Below are 17,256 nucleotides of genomic sequence, written 5' to 3'. Positions count from 1 at the left end.
TTATTGCAGGACTGGTTTTTGCGTACCGTTGATCGGGATGCGTTTGGCTTTCGCCTCTTCCGGCACGATGCGCAGCAGGTCGATACTCAGCAGACCGTTGCGCAGGTCAGCGGCCTTGATCTCGATGTGATCGGCCAGGCGGAACGACAGTTTGAACGCACGCTGGGCGATGCCTTGGTGCAAGAAGGTCACGCCTTCAGTCGCGTCACGTTTACCACCACTGATGGTCAGCACACCCTTCTCCACTTGCAGGTCCAGATCTTCTTCCTGGAAACCGGCCGCGGCTACGACGATGCGGTATTGGTCATCACCGCGTTTTTCAACGTTGTAGGGTGGGTAGGTGCTGCCTGGCTCGTTGCGCAGGGCGGTTTCGAACAGATCGTTGAAACGGTCGAAGCCTACCGAGGAACGGAACAGTGGAGCCAGGGAAAATGCAGTAGTCATGGTTCAAATCTCCTGAAAACAATCAGCAAGGTTTATGTCTCCGCGACCCGAATTCGGCATCGCGTAATCCCTAGATAGGGATCGCTGATTGCTTTTCAAGAGAATATTTGAAAATTTTTTAGGCTGCTTCAGCCACCTGAAGACCCAGCAAACGCGAGACCTGATCCAGTTCAGTTTCACGACGCAGGACGGTGAACAGCTCGACCGCCTCAGGGTAATTGCGGGTCAACATCGCCAGCCATTGCTTCAAACGACCCGGCGATTGGCGTGCAGTCATCTGCGCCTTGGCTTGCAGCCAGAAGTCCTGAATAAGCGGCAGCAACTCCGCCCACGTCATCTCGACCACTTCTCCACCGGCCCGCGCCGCTGCGATTTGCCGGGCCAGGTCCGGGCGCGAAACCAGGCCACGACCGAGCATGATGTCTTCCACGCCGCTGATTTCGCGGCAACGGCGCCAGTCTTCAACGCTCCAGATGTCGCCATTGGCGAACACCGGGACCTTGACCACTTCCTGCACCCGGGGGATCCATTCCCAATGAGCGGGCGGCTTGTAACCGTCGGTTTTAGTCCGCGCGTGAACCACGATGTGCGCCGCGCCGCCTTCGGCCAGCGCGGTTGCGCAGACCAGCGAACCGTCCGGGCTGTCGAAGCCCAGACGCATTTTTGCCGTGACCGGAATGTGCGCGGGCACCGCGCGGCGCACGTGTTCAACGATTTCGTTGAGCAGTTCAGGTTCTTTAAGCAGGACGGCGCCGCCACGGGACTTGTTGACGGTCTTGGCGGGGCAGCCGAAGTTCAGGTCGATGACCTCGGACCCCAATTCGCAGGCCAGCGCGGCGTTTTCTGCCAGGCACACCGGATCGGAACCGAGTAATTGCACCCGCAGCGGCACGCCGGACGCTGTGCGGGCGCCGGTCAACAATTCCGGGCCGAACTTGTGGTAATAGGCAGGCGTGAGCAGTTGATCGTTGATCCGAATGAACTCGGTCACGCACCAATCGATACCGCCCACACGGGTCAGCACGTCCCGCAGGATGTTGTCGACCAACCCCTCCATGGGCGCCAAAGCAATTTGCATGAAAAACACACTCAACGAAAAACGTGCGGCAGTTTACTGGATTCTCTGCCGAAAGACTTGCATCCGCCTCTGTGGCGAGGGAGCTTGCTCCCGCTGGAGCGCGAAGCGGTCCCTCGCGCTGGAGAGTGCTGCGCACTCTAACGGGAGCAAGCTCCCTCGCCACGGGATGGCGTCAGCTTGGAACTTGCAACGCCTGGCCATAGCCTTCGATGAACTCGGCGGGCATGCGCTTAGGCTTGCCCGTCGACAGTTCGATGCAAACGAAGGTGGTTTGCGCACGCAGCAACGTGGTGTTGTCGCTGGGGCGCTTCAACTGGAAGTGTCGGGTCATTTTCAGGCGCTGATCCCAATCGACAATCCAGGTTGCCAACTGCAACCCGTCGCCTTCATAGGCGGCGGCCAGGTAATCGATCTCATGCCGCACCACCGCCATTGCCCGATCCAGCCGACGGTATTCGACCAGGTCCAGGCCCAGCCGCTGCGAGTGGCGCCAGGCACAGCGTTCGAGCCAGGTTACGTACACCGCGTTGTTCGCGTGCCCCAGCCCGTCGATGTCCTCGGCGCCGACCTCCAGATCAATGATAAATGGCGTTGCCCGATCCCAGCCCATGCCCCACTCCCGGTCAGATGATGTCGACCGGGGCAGTGTAACGGATGCTCAGGCCGATTGGCGCGAATGCAGACTGCGACCGGACAGCAGTGATAACACGCCATCAATTACCCGAGGATCCGCCAGCACACGTTGATGACCGCCCTCCTCCAGGCGTAACAGCCGACTGTCGAACCAGGCCTCGTTGATCAACTGGGATTCCTTGACGGGGACATAGCAGTCATCTTCGGCGTGAACGATCAGCCCGGGCATATCGAGCTGATAGTGCGCGACATCCAGCGTCGCCGCGCGCATGCCGACGTCTTTCTCGACCTGACGGATGAACGCCGAACGTGCTTTTGGTGGCAGTCGTACATAACGGGCAAAACCACGCAACACGCCGAGAATCCGCGCCGGTGCGGCGATGGTGACCAGTGTTTCGGTGCGCAAGCCCAGCTGCACGGCAAGCATCGCACTCGCGCCTCCCATGGAGTGACCGATGACCGCTTGCAGGGGCGGCAACTCGGCGGCCGCTTCGAGCATGGCCCTGGCAAACAGCACGACATTCGCTTCGCTACCCGGCGATCGACCATGTGCCGGACCGTCCAGCGCAACGACCGTATAGCCGGCATCGACCAGCGCCGTGATGAGACTCGCAAACTGCGTCGGCCGGCCTTCCCACCCGTGCATCAGCAACACGGCCGGACCTTGCCCCCAGCGCAGCGCCGAGAGGCCGAAGCGCAAGGTGATTCGTTCGGATTTTGCCAGCAGCGGCAATTCCCAATCACGCGGCGGCAGGTCCCGCGGCGTCATGAACGCCAGTCGCATTTTGCTCGCGACCAGTTTCGGTGCGAACCAGCCCAAGGTGCCATTAACGCCACGAACCCACTTCAACGTGCTCATCGCTCTCACTCCTCAGGCCAATGCCTTCAGGTCATAGCACCGCCGACTTGGCGGCGCGCAGCAATCGATCGGACAACTCTCCTGGCCCCAGTGCCCGTGCCAGGGCCAGACCACCGACCATCAAGGCCATGTCGGCCAAGGCTTTGTCGGTGTCTTCCGGGCTGGCCGCCAACTGCGCGACCATCATTTCCACATGCTCATTCAACGCCACGCGAAACGCGTCCGGCAGACGACCCAGTTCACCGACAGACGCCGGGATCGGGCACGCTGACTCAGAGGAATCACGGTGTTTGCGCGACAGATAAAACGCAGCCACCAACGCGCGACGCTCTTCGCCGGTCAACTCGGCGTCCATGTCGGCGATCAAGCCACGGCGGTGACCGAGCAGTTGCTTGAACGCTTCCAGCATCATTGCGTCCTTGCTTTCGAAGTGTGCATAGAAGCCGCCAACCGTCAGGCCGGCTGCACCCATCACTTCGCCCACGCTCGGTTCGGCCGGGCCACGCTGAATCAGCGCTGCGCTGGCGGCCTTGAGAATGCGTTCGCGGGTTTGAGCTTTTTTATCGTTCATCGTTGCCTCCGAATATTACGACTAGAATATTATTCTCATAATAATTTTCCGCAAGTCGTGGATGTGACCGCTGGTCTGAAGAACAGTTTGAAAGAAAAGGGGGATTTGGCCAAACGCCAGACAAACAAAAGGGCCATTCAATAATTGAATGACCCTTATAAAATCCCGCAGAGCGGGTAATCGTGGCGTCCCCTAGGGGACTCGAACCCCTGTTACCGCCGTGAAAGGGCGGTGTCCTAGGCCACTAGACGAAGGGGACGCAAAACCTTCTATACAACTGATCAGTGCTGAGAGCTGATCGATTCAAGGCCGGTGTGGCCAGACCTTGAACTGTAAAATTGGTGGAGCTAAACGGGATCGAACCGTTGACCTCTTGCATGCCATGCAAGCGCTCTCCCAGCTGAGCTATAGCCCCGGATTTTTCGCCTCGCGGCGGAGCGACATCTTGCAACATCGCTTCTGTAAAACTGGCGTCCCCTAGGGGACTCGAACCCCTGTTACCGCCGTGAAAGGGCGGTGTCCTAGGCCACTAGACGAAGGGGACGCAAACCCTTCTATACAACAGATCAACGCTGAGTGTTGATCGCTTCAAGGCCGGTGTGGCCAGACCCTGAAGTGTAAATTGGTGGAGCTAGACGGGATCGAACCGTCGACCTCTTGCATGCCATGCAAGCGCTCTCCCAGCTGAGCTATAGCCCCTCATCGCTGAGGACGGGGCGAATCTTAATGGCGCATCGGAAGGCTGTCAAACTTATTTTTAAAATATTTCAAAGTTTTTTGCCGACATAACAATCACTTACCGCCCTCCCCCCCGAAAAAACGGGGGTGGCACCGAAGATCACGATCAAATGATCGCAACCTCCGGCAGTTCCTACAGGGTCAAACGTCCTCAGGCGATGTTGCCCAACAGTTTTTCCCACTCCTTGTTTTCCTTCTTCGACACGCCGCCCAGCAGGTCGATGGCCTGGCGCAGACGGAAACGGGTCAGGTCCGGGCCGAGGATTTCCATCGCATCAAGCACCGATACCGAACTGGCCTGGCCCGTGATCGCGGCGAACATCAGCGGCATGGCGTCACGCAGCTTCAGTTCCAGCGATTCGACCACCGCTTGAATCGTCGCGGTAATGCTGTCTTTCTCCCACTGACGCAGGCTTTCCAGCTTCCACAGAATAAGTTGCATCAGCTGCCGCACCTGATCGCCCGACAGCTTCTTCGATTCGAACAGCTTGGCATCCGGGTTCACGCCACCGGCGAAGAAGAAACCGGCCAGCGGTGCAACCTGGCTGAAGGTTTCGACGCGGCCCTGCACGTGCGGCGCGATCTTCATCATGTATTCAGGGTTGAGTGCCCAGGTTTGCAGGCGCGAGGCGAACTCTTCCACCGGTAGATCACGCAGCCATTGGCCGTTGAGCCACGACAGTTTCTCAATGTCGAAAATCGGCCCGCCGAGGGACACACGGCTCAGGTCGAAGTGGTCGACCATTTCCTGCAGCGAGAACTTCTCGCGCTCGTCCGGCATCGACCAGCCCATGCGGCCGAGGTAGTTGAGCATCGCTTCCGGCATGAAGCCCATGCGCTCGTAGAACGTCACCGAGGTCGGGTTCTTGCGCTTGGACAGCTTGCTCTTGTCCGGGTTACGCAACAGCGGCATGTAGCACAACTCCGGTTGTTCCCAGCCGAAGTATTCATAAAGCAGGATCAGTTTCGGCGCCGATGGCAGCCACTCTTCGCCGCGCAGCACGTGGGTGATGCCCATCAGGTGGTCGTCGACCACGTTGGCCAGGAAGTACGTCGGCAGGCCGTCGGTCTTCATCAGCACTTGCATGTCCATGCGATCCCACGGGATCTCGACGTCGCCACGCAGCATGTCCGGCACCACGCAAACGCCTTCGCTCGGCACTTTCATGCGGATCACGTGCGGTTCGCCAGCGGCGAGGCGGCGCGCGACTTCTTCCGCAGAGAGCAACAGCGCACGGCCGTCGTAACGCGGGGTTTCGCCACGGGCCATTTGCTCGGCGCGCATCTGGTCCAGTTCTTCGGCGGTGCAGAAGCACGGGAAGGCATGGCCCATTTCGACCAGTTGCTGGCAGTATTTCTGATAGATGTCGCCGCGCTCGCTTTGACGATACGGACCGTGCGGGCCGCCAACGTCCGGGCCTTCGCTCCAGTCGATACCCAACCAGCGCAAGGCGTCGAAAATCTGCTGTTCGGACTCGCGGGTCGAGCGCAATTGGTCGGTGTCTTCGATCCGCAGGATGAACTCACCGCCGTGCTGCTTGGCAAAGCAGTAGTTGAACAAAGCGATGTAAGCGGTACCTACGTGGGGGTCCCCGGTAGGCGATGGCGCGATGCGCGTGCGGACGGTGGTCATGGCAAGTCTCGAAATGAAGATAAAACAAAGGGCGAATGGTAACAGGCGACAGCCGCCCGGCTCCAGTCAGCAGGGCATTTAAGCCAAGGTTGCGTCTACAACGGGCCTAAGCCGCGATGAATGACGGATTATCAGCCGATGGCATTTACCCACTACGGACTGTATGCCAGATTCACCTGCTGATAACTTTCCTTACAATTTCTCGACTACAGCCTGCCCCATGCCTGCCCAACTCAAGCGTCGCCTGTTTATTTTCCTGTTGATCGTCCTGTTGATCGCCGGAGGCTTTTTTGCCCAATGGTTTTTCAAGGGACGGTTTTATGAAAGCACCGACAACGCCTATGTCCAGGGCGAGATCACCCGTGTCTCGAGCCAATTGGGCGCGCGCATCGATCAGGTGCTGGTGCAGGACAACCAGCACGTCGAGAAAGGCCAGTTGCTGATCAAGCTTGAAGGCGATGACTTCCACCTCGCCGTCGACCGCGCTAACGCCACCCTCGCCACCCGCCAGGCTGAACGCCTGCAAGCCCAGAGCAAACTGACCCAGCAAGCCAGCCTGATTGCCGCCAGCGAGGCGCAAGTCGCCTCCAGCCAGGCAAGTCTTGGGCGTTCGCAAATCGACTTGTCCCGCGCGCAAACCCTGCGCAAACCCGGCTACGTCTCCGAAGAACGGGTGACCACCCTCTCCGCCGACAACCACATCGCCCGCTCGCAAGTGACCAAGGCCCAGGCCGACGCCCAAAGTCAGCGCCAGCAAGTCAATTCCCTGAGCGCCGAGATCAAGCGCCTCGACGCCATGATCGCCAATGCCAAGACCGACCTCGCCCAGGCCGAACTGAACCTGACCCGCAGCGAGATCCATGCGCCGATCAGTGGTTTGATCGGCCAGCGCGCGGCTCGCGAAGGCCAATACGTGCAGGCCGGCGCTTATCTGATGTCGATCGTCCCGGACCAGGACATCTGGATTCAGGCCAACTTCAAGGAAACCCAGATCGGCCACATGCAGCCCGGCCAGAAAGCCAAGCTGACCTTCGACGCCTACAGCGACACGCCGATCGACGCGCGGGTCGACAGCCTGTTCGCCGCCTCGGGCGCGCAGTTCAGCCTGTTGCCGCCGGACAATGCCACGGGCAACTTCACCAAAGTCGTACAACGGATTCCGGTAAAACTGACCTTCGCCGCGGACAACCCGCTGCACGGCAAGATTCGCCCGGGCATGTCGGTCACCGCCAAAGTGAACATCAAAGACGCCCCTGACGATGGCCGGTGATTCGCTGATCCGCCCGGTCGGCGAACCGACCCGGCGGGACTGGATTGCGGTGATGAGCGTGATGCTCGGCGCCTTCATGGCTGTGCTGGATATCCAGATCACCAACTCCTCTTTGAAGGACATTCAAGGCGCGCTCTCGGCGACGCTAGAAGAAGGCTCGTGGATTTCCACCTCCTACCTGGTCGCGGAAATCATCATGATCCCGCTGACCGCGTGGCTGGTGCAGCTGCTGTCGGCGCGACGCCTGGCGGTGTGGGTCTCGCTCGGATTTCTCGCCGCCTCCCTGCTCTGCTCCATGGCCTGGAGCCTGGAGAGCATGATCATCTTCCGGGCACTACAGGGCTTCACCGGCGGCGCGCTGATCCCGCTGGCGTTCACCCTCACCCTGATCAAACTCCCGGAACACCACCGCGCCAAAGGCATGGCGATGTTTGCCATGACCGCGACGTTCGCACCGTCCATCGGCCCAACCCTGGGCGGCTGGCTGACGGAAAACTGGGGCTGGGAATACATCTTCTACATCAACATTCCGCCGGGGCTGATCATGATCGCCGGCCTGATGTACGGCCTGGAGAAGAAAGAAGCCCACTGGGAGTTGCTCAAAAGCACCGACTACATGGGCATTCTCACGCTCGGTGTCGGCCTCGGTTGTTTGCAGGTGTTTCTGGAGGAAGGCCATCGCAAGGACTGGCTGGAATCGAACCTGATCGTGACCCTGGGCAGCATCGCGCTGGTCAGCCTGATCACCTTTGTAATCGTGCAGTTTTCCAAGCCCAATCCGCTGATCAACCTCGGCATCCTGGGTAATCGCAACTTCGGTTTATCGAGTATTTCCAGCCTCGGGATGGGGGTCGGCTTGTACGGCTCGATCTTCCTGTTGCCGCTGTACCTGGCGCAGATCCAGAACTACAACGCCCTGCAGATCGGCGAAGTGATCATGTGGATGGGGGTGCCGCAGCTGTTTCTGATTCCGCTGGTGCCGAAATTGATGAAATACGTGTCGCCGAAATGGCTGTGCACGCTGGGCTTCGGACTGTTCGGGTTGGCGAGTTTTTCTTCGGGGGTGCTGAACCCTGACTTTGCGGGGCCCCAGTTCAATCAGATCCAGATCATCCGCGCACTGGGTCAGCCACTAATCATGGTGACCATTTCGTTGATCGCCACCGCTTACATCCTGCCGCAGGACGCGGGGTCGGCGTCGAGCCTGTTCAACATCCTGCGCAACCTCGGCGGCGCGATCGGCATCGCCCTCCTCGCGACCTTGCTGGATGCACGAACCAAGACGTACTTTGATTATTTGCGTGAATCGATTGTGCCGAGCAATCCGCAGGTGGCGGAGCGGATGGCGTCAATGACGGACCGGTTCGGCAGTGAGACGGCGGCGCTGGGCAAGCTGAGCGAGATTGCGCATCAGCAGGCATCGATCATGGCTTATAACGATGCGTTTCACTTTGTCGGGATTGCGCTGGGGATCAGTATGCTGGCGGTGTTGTTGACCAAGGCGTTGCCGGCGGGGTTGAAGGCTGGAGAAGCGCATTAATTGAGATCTACTGTGCCCAGAAGACCGCTATCGCGAGCAAGCTCCACAGTTGACCGAGTTGTCCAAGCGGACGCGATCCAATGTGGGAGCGAGCTTGCTCGCGATGGCGGCCTGACAGGCACCTCAAATCTCAGACAGTAATCAACCGCTCCCGCAACTTGGTAATTTCGTCACGCATCTGCGCCGCCGCTTCGAATTCCAGGTCGCGGGCGAGCTGGTACATCTTCTCTTCCAGCGCCTTGATACGCTTGGCGACTTCTCCCGGCGAACGCAGTTCGGCTTCGTACTTGGCGCTTTCCTCGGCGGCCTTGGCCATGCCTTTGCGCTTCTTGCTGCGCGAACCCGGCACGGTGGCGCCTTCCATGATATCGGCGACGTCCTTGAACACCCCTTTTGGCGTAATGCCGTTGGCCAGGTTGAACGCAATCTGCTTGTCGCGACGACGCTCGGTTTCGCCAATCGCCCGCTCCATGGAACCGGTGATGCGATCCGCGTAGAGAATCGCCCGGCCATTGAGGTTGCGCGCCGCACGGCCAATGGTCTGGATCAGCGAACGCTCGGAACGCAGGAAACCTTCCTTGTCCGCATCGAGAATCGCCACCAGCGAGACTTCCGGCATGTCCAGGCCCTCACGCAGCAGGTTGATCCCCACCAACACATCGAAGGTGCCCAGACGCAAATCGCGGATGATTTCGACCCGCTCGACCGTGTCGATGTCCGAGTGCAGGTAACGCACGCGCACGCCGTGGTCGGCCAGGTAATCGGTCAAGTCTTCGGACATGCGTTTGGTCAGGGTCGTGACCAGCACCCGCTCTTCCAGCGCCACGCGCTTGCCAATTTCCGACAGCAAATCGTCGACTTGAGTCAGCGCCGGGCGGATTTCGATCTGTGGGTCCACCAGGCCAGTCGGGCGTACCAGTTGCTCGACCACGCGACCGGCGTGTTCCGCCTCGTAATTGCCCGGGGTTGCCGAGACGAAAATCGTCTGCGGGCTGATGCCTTCGAATTCGTCGAAACGCATCGGCCGGTTATCCAGCGCTGACGGCAGGCGGAAGCCGTATTCCACCAGCGTCTCTTTACGGGACCGGTCGCCCTTATACATGGCGCCGACCTGTGGCACGCTGACGTGGGATTCGTCGATCACCAACAAGGCGTCGGCCGGCAGGTAGTCAAACAACGTTGGCGGCGCCTGGCCGGATTCACGGCCCGACAGGTAGCGCGAATAGTTTTCGATGCCGTTGCAATATCCCAGTTCGAGGATCATTTCCAGATCGAAACGGGTGCGCTGCTCCAGGCGCTGGGCTTCAACGAGTTTATTGTTGGAACGCAGGTAATCCAGGCGCTCCTGAAGCTCGACCTTGATTCCTTCGACGGCGCCGAGCAGGGTTTCCCGTGGCGTCACGTAGTGGCTTTTCGGATAGAAGGTGAAGCGCGGCAACTGACGGGTCACTTCGCCAGTCAACGGATCGAAGGCGGAAATCTTCTCGACTTCATCGTCGAAGAGTTCGATGCGGATTGCTTCAAAATCGGATTCCGCCGGGTGGATATCGATCACATCGCCGCGCACCCGGAAGGTCGCCCGGGCAAAATCCATGTCGTTGCGGGTGTATTGCAGGTCTGCCAGACGGCGCAGCAACGCGCGCTGATCGAGCTTGTCGCCGCGATCCACGTGCAGAACCATCTTCAAATAGGTTTCCGGACTGCCCAGACCGTAGATGCACGACACCGTGGTGACGATGATCGCGTCTTTGCGTTCCAGCAGCGCTTTGGTCGCGGACAGCCGCATCTGCTCGATGTGGTCGTTGATCGAGGCGTCTTTCTCGATGAAGGTGTCCGACGACGGCACATAAGCTTCGGGCTGGTAGTAGTCGTAGTAGGAAACGAAATACTCGACGGCGTTGTTCGGGAAGAACGCCTTGAACTCACCGTACAACTGCGCGGCCAGGGTCTTGTTCGGCGCCAGTACCAGGGTTGGACGCTGAACCTGGGCGATCACGTTGGCGATGCTGAAGGTCTTGCCCGAGCCGGTCACACCGAGCAACGTCTGGTGCGCCAGGCCGGCTTCGATGCCCTCGACCATCAGGCGGATGGCTTCCGGCTGATCGCCGGCGGGCTGGAAGCGGGTGACTAGCTGGAATTCAGACATGCATACCTCTCGATTCTCGAAGCAGGGTATCGCGCCAGCGCGGTCAAACCGGCAGCAACGAGAAAGGCCGCAAACGACTCACGTCGCCCGAGGAAAAAACTGGATTGTGCTCAATGTGGTGCCGATTGCCCGCGCTTTCAAGGCAAACGTCCTACATCCCTTGAAGTCTTTGATGCCGACATTCGACTAACGGTCGAAAAATAATCGAAAAAACTTAACCTAAAAGCCGAATCGTCTGTCGCCATCAATCGCAGATGGCCTCTATACTAGCTCCCCGTTTGTGCACCGCTCTAGTGCATTCGGCTGGAGCGCGACACGTCCCTCCACACTCCATTCAGAGCCGCCGCAAAAATGAGCCTGTTCTCCGCTGTCGAAATGGCACCACGCGATCCAATCCTGGGCCTCAACGAAGCATTCAACGCCGATCCACGTACCACCAAGGTCAATCTGGGGGTCGGTGTTTACTGCAACGAGGAGGGGCGAATTCCACTCCTGCGCGCCGTTGTCGAAGCCGAGACGATTCGCGTCGCTCAACACGCGTCCCGTGGCTACTTGCCGATCGACGGCATTGCCGCCTACGACCAGGCTGTGCAGAAACTGCTGTTCGGCAATGACTCGCCACTGATCGCCGCTGGCCGCGTCATCACCACCCAGGCCGTTGGCGGTACTGGCGCACTGAAAATCGGCGCCGACTTCCTCAAGCAACTGCTGCCGAACGCCATCGTGGCGATCAGCGACCCAAGCTGGGAAAACCACCGCGCCCTGTTCGAAACCGCCGGTTTCCCGGTGCAGAACTACCGCTACTACGACGCCGCGACCCACGACGTTAACCGTACCGGCCTGCTGGAAGACCTGAACGCTCTGCCGTCCGGCTCGATCGTTGTGCTGCACGCCTGCTGCCACAACCCGACCGGCGTGGACCTGAGCCCGGCGGACTGGAAAAACGTCCTGGACGTGGTGAAAGCCAAAGGTCACGTACCGTTCCTCGACATGGCCTACCAGGGCTTTGGCGATGGCATCGACGAAGACGCCGCTGCCGTACGCCTGTTCGCTGAGTCGGGCCTGACGTTCTTTGTCTCCAGCTCGTTCTCCAAATCCTTCTCGTTGTACGGCGAGCGCGTTGGCGCCCTGTCGATCGTCAGCGAATCGAAAGAAGAAAGCGCGCGCGTGCTGTCGCAAGTCAAACGCGTGATTCGCACCAACTACTCCAACCCGCCGACCCACGGTGCAAGCATCGTCGCTGCTGTGCTGAACAGCCCGGAACTGCGCGCCCAGTGGGAAGAAGAACTGGCAGAAATGCGCCTGCGGATTCGCGGCATGCGCACCCAGATGGTCGACCTGTTGGCGAAAAACGCACCTCAGCGCGATTTCAGCTTCGTCGGTCGTCAACGCGGCATGTTCTCCTACTCCGGCCTGACCGTTGAGCAAGTCACCCGCCTGCGCACCGAGTTCGGCATCTACGCCCTGGACACCGGCCGCATCTGCGTGGCGGCGTTGAACCAGAGCAACATCGATGCGGTGACCAAGGCCATCGTTGCGGTGATCTGAGTCGTTGCGTGATACGAAAAACGGGAAGCCTTTGGGCTTCCCGTTTTTTATTTGTGTCAGATAATTTTCAAAGCGTTGACCGAGGGCTCTAGACTGCACACATATCAAATGTGGGAGTGAGCCTGCTCGCGATGGCGGTCTTTCTGTCACTTAGATACAAGCTTTGCCGCAGCCATCGCGAGCAGGCTCACTCCCACAGGTTTTGTGTACACCCGAGAATTCTTGAGAGCCCACATGAAAAACGATGACCTACGCGCCGACCGTGACGAACTGGACGATTTCGTCCCTCGCACCCCGGCCAAACGCGGCAACAACCTGGTGCTGCAAGTGGCTGCCGGCGTATTCCTCGGCGGCCTGGCCTTGTGGCTGGTGCAACTGGCCGCCACGATGCTGTACGCCAAACTGATGCTCGCCACGGTCACGTTCGGCGGTTAAGCCAGTTCGCTGGCACGCTGAGTGACGGCGTCGTCATAGACGACGTAGAGCGATTCGGCGACCTGACTCTTGATCGCTTTGGCGCTTTCCAGACCGAGGACGAAACCTTCAGCCTTGCCGCCCGCGCGATTCAAATCGTCAGCGGTGCTGGCCTGAGTGATTGCGTCGAACAGCTTCTCGGCGTGCGGGCCGACACCTTTGGGCAGGCTGATCTGAGCGATGCTCATGCGAACACCCCGTTGTCTTGAGGGGTGAGGATTGGGTGATTCATGGCACGTACCTTTTCGGCGAATGGCCGGCAGCGCGTGTAACCACTTCCGGGCGGCCATGGTAGACCTCTGAGGCGATTCTGGTAACCGCCCACGGCCGATAAACCACCGTCCGTCTCCATGAATCCATCAAGTTGTTAACAGATGCTTGACTTCTCTTTTTGAATCAGTAACATACACGCCATTCCGCGATAGCTCAGTTGGTAGAGCAAGTGACTGTTAATCACTGGGTCCCTGGTTCGAGTCCAGGTCGTGGAGCCATACAAGGTTCCAGAGAAGGCTTCCAAAATCTCTGAATCACCCGAAAAACCCGCCTTCTGGCGGGTTTTTTCGTTTTGGCGCTCCGTCGGATTCCGGTGGGTACACCACACCGTGGTGGTTTTCCCAAAGTGCGATTAGCGTCCGGCGGCTCGCACGGTCACAGCGATGTGATGGATGCCTACTTCTACCAGAGTGCCCACTGCGGCAACTCATATCCCTTCCTAGGTGCTCTGCAGCAACCTATCCGCTCGGCTATTTCATTGCGCCAACCTGCGCCCGTCTCTTTCTCCCGGAAAGAGACGGGCGCTCCTGTCTCGACGATGCCTGACAGCAAGCGGTGCTGACAATCAACAGCCCAGTAATCGTCATCCCCATGAAGCGATTTCCCTATTGTTCAGGACCAAATTATCAATACCTTCGATTGCGTTGATAGTGAAAATCAGTAGGAGCACATTGAATGCCTACCAACTGGATGGTAGCTTATTATCAAGTTTGAAAAACTGTAATCACCACCATCCCTATGAGAATCCCATGCAAGATTGGAAGCAAACCCGCAAAGACATCAACACTCGCTTGGTAGAACTAAACGGCCTGTCTCCGGAAACAATGAAAGGCATGGCGGCGCTCGGCGCTGCCGGCGGCAAAACCAATCACCTGGACGCGAAGACCCGGGAACTGATCTCCCTCGCCGTGGCTGTGACCACCCGCTGCGACGGTTGCATCGCCTTCCACGCCGCCGAAGCCAAGAAACTTGGCGTCACCAGTGAAGAAGTCGCCGAAGCACTGGGCGTGGCAATCAACATGAACGCCGGTGCCGCGTTGGTGTACAGCACACATGTGCTGGACGCATTCGATAAGTCGTAAATCAAACGCTGACTTTCAACCTGTTAACGACTTCGAGACTAATCATGAATAAGCTGCTCACCCCTTACGATCTGTCCGGTATTGCACTAAAAAACAGGGTCGTTATGGCCCCCATGACCCGCACCCGGACCCTAGACAACATCCCTAACGAGTTCACCGCGCTGTATTACGCACAGCGTGCTTCTGCGGGTCTGCTGATCACCGAAGGCCTGCCGATTTCCGACGAGGCCCGTGGCTACCTGTACACCCCAGGTATTTATGCCGAGGAACACTTGCCAGGCTGGCGTCAGGTCACTGAAACGGTGCATGCCAAAGGCGGGAAAATCTTCGCGCAGTTGTGGCACGTTGGCCGAATGTCCCATGTTTCGGTGCATGGCCTGGTTCCGGTTTCTTCGGGCACTCAGCCGGCGGTCGATACCACGGTGTATGCCTGGATCGAGCCTGGCGAGCCCGGCCCTGTGCAACCTAGCGTGCCCCGTGCGTTGGAAACGGATGAAGTGAAACGGGTCATCGCTGACTTTGTGAAGTCGGCGCGCATGGCGATGGAGGCTGGTTTTGACGGCATCGAAATCATGGCCGCCAACGGCTTTCTGTTTGATCAGTTCCTCAGCAGCGCCTTGAACACCCGGACCGATCAGTACGGTGGCTCGATCGCCAATCGCCAGCGCTTTCTGCTGGAAACCATTGACGCGATTTCTGCCGAAATCGGCGGTTCAAAGATTGGCGTACGGTTCTCGCCGTTTGGCCGCCTGTATGACTTTGGCGTGTACGAAGGTGAAGCAGAAACCTGGATGAGCATGGCGGCAGCGCTCAATGAGCGCGAACTGGCCTACGTCCACCTGAACTACCAACCGACCATTGTCGCCGCGCAAACGCCGCCTGGTTTCAGCGCTGCGTTCCGTGAAGCCTACAAAGGCACCTTGATGGCTGCCGGTGGGTTCACCCAACCCCTCGCTGAGTCGGAACTGGCCAAAGGTGAACTCGACTTGATCGCCTTCGGTACGGCCTACATCGCCAACCCCGACCTGGTAGAGCGCATGCAGAACGGCTGGCCATTGGCAGAGGGTGATCGCGCGACTTACTACGGTGTCAGCGATCGCATTGCCAAGGGTTACACCGACTACCCGGAATACGTTGCAGCCAAAGCCTGATTATTCGCTGTTTCATCACTGTCCACTTCAGACCTCAAGGAGCACACCATGCCTCTCGTTACCATCAAAGGCATTGAAGGCGTTTTTACCGACAAGCAGAAAGCCGAAGTCATCCAGAAAGTGACGGACGCCATGGTGTCTGTGGAAGGTGAAAACATGCGCGCCCTCACCTGGGTCATCTTCGAAGAGGTCAAAAGCGGAGATTGGGGAATCGCTGGCAAACCCGTGACTGCGCAGGACGTATTGAAACTGCAAGCAAGTAAATAAAAGGGGTTCCCCCAAAAAAATGACTCCCTGGTCGGTGGGCCATTCTCATGTCCAACGACCAGGGAGTTTTTTGTTGTGATTGAACACGCGATTTATCGTGGAATGCTCCCAATGATTCTGATCATTTATGCTCACCCTTACCCGACAAATCCAGGGTTAACCGGGTTGATGTTCCAGCATTGGTCGTTACGAAGCCCGAGAACGAGCGGATCGATTCCGTCACCTGAACCTGGAGATGCTGGAAGAAATGGCCGCGCAGCCGGTGGATGATACCGAGTTCAAATATGACGCCTACAAACGGGCCAACGCGCTGTTAACGGAAATCTTCAACGAAGACCGCGCTTATCCCATCGATAACGGGTCCGGGGCAGATCCACAACCGAGGGATGAAAAAGAACGCCAGGCTGATCAGCCTGACCGCTGATGGAGGAGGTTCGGTTAAATCGCCTCTTCCAACTCCGCAAGAATGGCTTTTTTCATGGCTCCAACTGAACGGGATCCGGGCATGACCCGCAGCAGCCGCCCCTCATGGAACACCGCCAAGGATGGCACCGCCCGGATACCGTACATTTGCGCAATCGTCGGAGACACCGCCACATCAATCTTTGCAAAAGCCGCCAGAGAGTGAAGCTTTTCTTCCAAGGCATGAAAGACCGGTTTCACCTCCTGACAAGGCTTGCACCAGGACGCTGAAAAAAGCACGACGCTGCTGCCTTTGGCCACAAAGCGGGCGAAATGCGGAGCACTCAACTCAACGATACGGCTCATTTGTATCTCGCTCTCAATACGGATGAAGGGCGGCACAACCCGGTGCCGCACCGTTTCTGCTGATCAAATTTTGCAGCCATCTATACCGCAGACTTGACCGCTGAATGCGTCATATTCGACTTTCGACTTCTCCTGCATCTTGTTCAGCGCTTCAAGAAAAGCAGCCTGAGGCTGAGCACCGGACAATGAGAAGGCATTATCGAATACAAACAAAGGCACACCCGACCCTAATTGCGCGGCGATATGTTCGTCCTCCTCCATCTCTACGCGCAACTCAACGGATGACCACGCCCGTTGGATTAACGCGCCCGAAACGCCTGCGGCCTTGGCTATGGCCTCCAGGCTGCCGCGATCAAACAGAGACTGACCACGGGAGGTGCTTTGCTCATACAGCGCCTCGACCAAGCGTTTTTTAACGGCTTCGTCCGCAACCGCCTTGACCAGTACATGAGCATCTGCGGTATCGCCAAATAGCATGCTGTCAAAGCGGTAATCAAGCCCATCGGCCCGGCCATATTTACTGACGGTGTTCATCATCGCGACAGCGGAATCCGGATTGCCGAGCTTGCGTTTAAGGGCAGCGATCATAGGCTCTGGCGCGTGATTCGCCGCCAGGCGATAGGCCCTGACGTTGACTTGCACATTGTCCTTTTCAGCAAATTTATCGAGCGCCTGCTCGAATCGACGCTTGGCTACCCAGCACCAAGGGCAAACAAAATCAGACCAGATATCCACTGCATATTTTTTCGAAGAAGTTTGCATGACTCGTCCTGTACTCAAA

The 17,256-nt window shown here is 58.4% G+C and carries 17 protein-coding genes, 5 tRNA genes and 1 pseudogene; 9 read left to right on the top strand and 14 right to left on the bottom strand.

Going from position 1 to position 17,256, the window contains the following annotated elements:
• From ACA070_RS10060 to gltX, 10 genes are all read right to left on the bottom strand, one after another.
• Positions 1-444: an Hsp20 family protein gene (locus ACA070_RS10060; RefSeq protein WP_497450991.1), complete on the bottom strand. Its 444-nt coding sequence runs from the start codon at positions 442-444 to the stop codon at positions 1-3.
• A gap of 118 nt (positions 445-562) precedes the next feature.
• A complete protein-coding gene (locus ACA070_RS10055; protein WP_497450990.1) occupies positions 563-1,522 on the bottom strand; it encodes a tRNA dihydrouridine synthase in 960 nt (319 codons plus the stop codon).
• Positions 1,523-1,694: 172 nt separating this feature from the next.
• On the bottom strand, positions 1,695-2,132 hold the full coding sequence (locus tag ACA070_RS10050) for an acyl-CoA thioesterase (RefSeq protein WP_497450989.1): 438 nt from the start codon (positions 2,130-2,132) through the stop codon (positions 1,695-1,697).
• Positions 2,133-2,180: 48 nt separating this feature from the next.
• Entirely contained in the window at positions 2,181-3,014 is an 834-nt protein-coding gene (locus tag ACA070_RS10045; RefSeq protein ID WP_497450988.1) for an alpha/beta fold hydrolase, read from the bottom strand.
• Between the two features lie 31 nt (positions 3,015-3,045).
• The gene (locus ACA070_RS10040; RefSeq protein ID WP_008028313.1) at positions 3,046-3,585 is read right to left on the bottom strand and encodes a TetR/AcrR family transcriptional regulator; all 540 of its coding nucleotides are present in this window, start codon (positions 3,583-3,585) and stop codon (positions 3,046-3,048) included.
• A 183-nt stretch (positions 3,586-3,768) separates the two neighbouring features.
• Positions 3,769-3,844, bottom strand: a tRNA-Glu gene (locus ACA070_RS10035).
• Between the two features lie 80 nt (positions 3,845-3,924).
• Positions 3,925-4,000, bottom strand: a tRNA-Ala gene (locus ACA070_RS10030).
• 53 nt (positions 4,001-4,053) lie between these two features.
• Positions 4,054-4,129: transfer RNA gene (locus ACA070_RS10025), tRNA-Glu, on the bottom strand.
• A gap of 79 nt (positions 4,130-4,208) precedes the next feature.
• Positions 4,209-4,284 (bottom strand) — tRNA-Ala (locus tag ACA070_RS10020).
• Between the two features lie 190 nt (positions 4,285-4,474).
• Positions 4,475-5,956: a glutamate--tRNA ligase gene (gene gltX, locus ACA070_RS10015; protein WP_461980755.1), complete on the bottom strand. Its 1,482-nt coding sequence runs from the start codon at positions 5,954-5,956 to the stop codon at positions 4,475-4,477.
• Positions 5,957-6,176: 220 nt separating this feature from the next.
• Between gltX and ACA070_RS10010 the strand changes: the two genes are divergently transcribed.
• Positions 6,177-7,226, top strand: coding sequence for an HlyD family secretion protein (locus ACA070_RS10010; RefSeq protein WP_497450987.1), 1,050 nt, complete (start codon positions 6,177-6,179; stop codon positions 7,224-7,226).
• Entirely contained in the window at positions 7,216-8,766 is a 1,551-nt protein-coding gene (locus ACA070_RS10005; RefSeq protein ID WP_497450986.1) for an MDR family MFS transporter, read from the top strand. The genes ACA070_RS10010 and ACA070_RS10005 overlap by 11 nt, the downstream gene beginning before the upstream one ends.
• A 130-nt stretch (positions 8,767-8,896) precedes the next feature.
• Here the strand turns inward: ACA070_RS10005 and uvrB are convergent, their stop codons facing one another.
• Complete coding sequence (uvrB, locus tag ACA070_RS10000) at positions 8,897-10,912, bottom strand: excinuclease ABC subunit UvrB (RefSeq protein ID WP_497450985.1); 2,016 nt, start codon at positions 10,910-10,912, stop codon at positions 8,897-8,899.
• A 351-nt stretch (positions 10,913-11,263) separates the two neighbouring features.
• On the opposite strand from uvrB, the gene ACA070_RS09995 reads away from it, so the two are divergent.
• Together ACA070_RS09995 and ACA070_RS09990 are read left to right on the top strand one after the other, a co-directional pair.
• Positions 11,264-12,460, top strand: coding sequence for an amino acid aminotransferase (locus ACA070_RS09995; protein WP_497450984.1), 1,197 nt, complete (start codon positions 11,264-11,266; stop codon positions 12,458-12,460).
• Between the two features lie 234 nt (positions 12,461-12,694).
• Positions 12,695-12,895: a hypothetical protein gene (locus tag ACA070_RS09990; RefSeq protein ID WP_497450983.1), complete on the top strand. Its 201-nt coding sequence runs from the start codon at positions 12,695-12,697 to the stop codon at positions 12,893-12,895.
• Here the strand turns inward: ACA070_RS09990 and ACA070_RS09985 are convergent.
• Positions 12,892-13,122, bottom strand: a complete 231-nt coding sequence (locus tag ACA070_RS09985; protein WP_497450982.1) for a hypothetical protein — start codon at positions 13,120-13,122, stop codon at positions 12,892-12,894. The genes ACA070_RS09990 and ACA070_RS09985 overlap by 4 nt on opposite strands.
• 227 nt (positions 13,123-13,349) lie before the next feature.
• On the opposite strand from ACA070_RS09985, the gene ACA070_RS09980 reads away from it, so the two are divergent.
• The 5 genes and pseudogenes from ACA070_RS09980 to ACA070_RS09960 all read left to right on the top strand — a co-directional run.
• Positions 13,350-13,425 (top strand) — tRNA-Asn (locus ACA070_RS09980).
• Positions 13,426-13,956: 531 nt separating this feature from the next.
• Entirely contained in the window at positions 13,957-14,289 is a 333-nt protein-coding gene (locus ACA070_RS09975) for a carboxymuconolactone decarboxylase family protein (RefSeq protein ID WP_014860758.1), read from the top strand.
• A gap of 44 nt (positions 14,290-14,333) precedes the next feature.
• A complete protein-coding gene (locus ACA070_RS09970; RefSeq protein WP_497450981.1) occupies positions 14,334-15,440 on the top strand; it encodes an alkene reductase in 1,107 nt (368 codons plus the stop codon).
• Positions 15,441-15,488: 48 nt separating this feature from the next.
• Complete coding sequence (locus tag ACA070_RS09965) at positions 15,489-15,707, top strand: tautomerase family protein (protein WP_497450980.1); 219 nt, start codon at positions 15,489-15,491, stop codon at positions 15,705-15,707.
• A gap of 178 nt (positions 15,708-15,885) precedes the next feature.
• Positions 15,886-16,131 (top strand): annotated as a pseudogene (locus tag ACA070_RS09960) (glutathione-regulated potassium-efflux system protein KefC); the annotation flags it as partial.
• Positions 16,132-16,145: 14 nt separating this feature from the next.
• Here the strand turns inward: ACA070_RS09960 and ACA070_RS09955 are convergent.
• On the bottom strand, positions 16,146-16,475 hold the full coding sequence (locus ACA070_RS09955; RefSeq protein WP_497450979.1) for a thioredoxin family protein: 330 nt from the start codon (positions 16,473-16,475) through the stop codon (positions 16,146-16,148).
• A gap of 63 nt (positions 16,476-16,538) precedes the next feature.
• Positions 16,539-17,237, bottom strand: coding sequence for a DsbA family oxidoreductase (locus ACA070_RS09950; RefSeq protein ID WP_497450978.1), 699 nt, complete (start codon positions 17,235-17,237; stop codon positions 16,539-16,541).
• Positions 17,238-17,256: the final 19 nt, after the last annotated feature.

This window comes from Pseudomonas sp. LBUM1678, from assembly GCF_059695575.1.
The sequence above is the reverse complement of the archived record's forward strand: the minus strand, read 5'-3'. Positions and strand labels throughout refer to the sequence as shown.